This is a genomic window from Ectothiorhodospira lacustris (genome assembly GCF_022227845.1).
Taxonomy (GTDB): Bacteria; Pseudomonadota; Gammaproteobacteria; order Ectothiorhodospirales; family Ectothiorhodospiraceae; genus Ectothiorhodospira; species Ectothiorhodospira lacustris.
Window position 1 is genome coordinate 1 of record NZ_JAJNQN010000034.1, and the last position, 2,417, is coordinate 2,417.

A 2,417-nucleotide genomic window follows, 5' to 3' on the forward strand; every position below is an offset into this window, starting at 1 on the left:
TATAAGCGTTTATCCGCTGTGCGCAGCATGGCGGATAAACGTCTGTTGGACGAAGCCATGTACCGCACATCTTTATAATGGGGATTGTATTTTTGGCGGTGGGCCAGGCGGGCCATGAGCGGCCCTTTGGCTGGTGTGGATTACCTGTGCGGGTTCCTTCAGCCACTGTGGAGCCATGCTGGGGGGTCCTTGGCAAGTGTGTTTTGAATGAACATAGCCTGATTGTTGGCCCTGTTTCAATGTTTTGCCCGCACTCAGGCCCGGCCTTTCCGGAGGCCGTTGTCAGCCTGCTCCGTCACCCGCTATTTTTCAATCACTTAACATCGTCGTGCCTTGAGCGTGGGACATGTGACAGGACGCGATATTTCGGCAATGACATGCAAACGACCTTTCCGGCATCGGGGACAAGGATACTCGGACGCTTCCTTGCGCGGCGCGGCGGTGGCTGCCGGTGGGCGCGCCATCGATAATGCCCTCCTGACCTGATCAAGCTTTTGACGGCGGCACCGATTGGCCAAAAAGCCGTAATGGCGCACCCGCATCAAACCCTTGGGAAGGATGTGTTGCAAAAAACGGCGCACAAATTCTTCCCCCGACAATACCATCACCTTGCGCTGTTCCGTCCGATAGTCCTTGTAGGTGAAATGAACACCGCCCTCATCTACCTTCACAATCCTCTGGTGGGTGATGGCAATGCGGTGTGTGTAGCGGCCCAGGTAGTCCACCACCGTTGCACCCCGGTTCAGGCAGGCCTTGGTGTAGACGTTCCACGATTCCCGCATCAGCGCATCCAGCACACGGTCGACTTCTCCCGGGTGGCTCACCCGCGACAACGCACCGCTGGCGGCCGCCTGTCTCAAGGCAGACACCATCAGGCCGCGAAACCGTCTTGACAGGGCCTTGACGGGAAACAGGTAGTTGCCCTGGCAGGGTTGCCATTGACCATCCTCGCGCAGGGCGCCACCGGGGACGAGACAGTGCAGGTGTACATGTTGCGTCAGGGTTTGCCCCCAGGTATGTAGCACCGCCGTCATGCCCAGTTCTCCCCCCAGACGCCTGGGGTCTTGCCCGAAGGCCTTGAGCGTCGCCCATGCCGACTGGAACAAAAGGCGATGGAGTTCGCGCGGGTGCAACTGTACCCAGCCATTGAGGGTGTGGGGGAGCGTGAACACCAGGTGATAATACGTCACCGGCAGCAGCTGGCTGCGTTGCTGCTCGCACCAGGTCTGTGTCGCGCGGCTCTGGCATTGCGGACAATGCCGATCCCGGCAGCTGTGGTACCACTGCTGCTCCTTGTCGCATTGGTCACAGCGAAGCCGCAGCCCACCCAGACGCTCGGTTCGGCAGGCCTGCAGATGCCCGCAGACCTTCCTCCGGCCGCTGTCCAGGCCATCGGCACACAGGAATCGATTGAGAATATGCTGGACCGTCGTCGGCTCAGGCATGATGCACCTCCGGCAACAGCGCCAGCAGGTCCACATGCCCAGAGGCGCCCCGTTCATCACTGGGTGTCCAGTGGATGTAGCGCAGGGTGGTTTGCAAATGCCCATGACCCAGCAGACGTTGCAGTTCATGCACCGCCAGACCATTCTCCAACTGGTGCGTGGCATACGCATGTCGCAGGCCGTGGATCCCCACCGACTTGCTCACCCCGGCGCGGCGGCGACAGCGGCCAAACAGGCGCTGTACTGAACTCACGCCAATGTGATGCTGCGGTTGGAACGTATGTGGAAACAGCCACACACGCGGGCGGCTGCAGCGCCAGTAGCGGCGCAGTTTATCCAGCAACAGGGGACTGATGATGACCGCGCGGTCCTTCGCCCCCTTGCCCTGCTCCACCCGTAACAGGCGCCGCTCACCATCAATGTCATCCACACGCAGCGCCACAACCTCACTGACCCGCAATCCACAGCCATAGCACACCTCCAGCAACATCCTGTGCTTGGGGTTGTCACACGCCTCGATGATGCGCGCCACTTCGGCCCGGGTGAGTAAAGGCGGTATCCGCTGTGGCCGCTTGGGTACGATCAGGGCCACTTCATCAAAGTCGCTTCGCTGAAGCACCTGTTGAAATAGAAATCGGATACTGTGTAAATGCAGACGGCAGGTGGAGGCAGAAAGCTTGCGTTCCACCGCCAAAACCTTGAAATACTGCTGCAGGTCCTGCATCGAAAGCCGTGCCGGAGAACGGCCAAAATAGGCAGCCAGGGATCTGGCCGCGTAGATATAGCTCTGCTGGGTCCGCGGTGAAAAACCACGCTGGCACATCGCATCCAGCATCTGGCGACGTAAGGGTGTCATCACTGATCTCCTCGCAAATGTCAGGGCAAACATGGCCCTGAAGAGAGTCTTGATGATCAGTGCAATTTACGCAGGCAAGGACGGAGAAAGCTGCCGCGAATGCGGCTTAGTTCAAC

At 59.5% G+C, this 2,417-nt stretch carries 2 protein-coding genes; both read right to left on the bottom strand.

The window, feature by feature from the left end:
* Positions 1-317: 317 nt before the first annotated feature.
* Entirely contained in the window at positions 318-1,445 is a 1,128-nt protein-coding gene (locus tag LQ956_RS14770; protein ID WP_238630321.1) for an IS91 family transposase, read from the bottom strand.
* Complete coding sequence (locus LQ956_RS14775; RefSeq protein WP_238630320.1) at positions 1,438-2,301, bottom strand: tyrosine-type recombinase/integrase; 864 nt, start codon at positions 2,299-2,301, stop codon at positions 1,438-1,440. Before LQ956_RS14775 ends, LQ956_RS14770 begins: the two co-directional genes overlap by 8 nt.
* Between the last annotated feature and the right edge of the window lie 116 nt (positions 2,302-2,417).

Bases quoted from the DNA above. Each gene is read 5' to 3' on its own strand.
- LQ956_RS14770 (WP_238630321.1), bottom strand. From the start codon at position 1,445: ATGCCTGAGCCGACGACGGTCCAGCATATTCTCAATCGATTCCTGTGT.
- LQ956_RS14775 (WP_238630320.1), bottom strand. From the start codon at position 2,301: ATGACACCCTTACGTCGCCAGATGCTGGATGCGATGTGCCAGCGTGGT.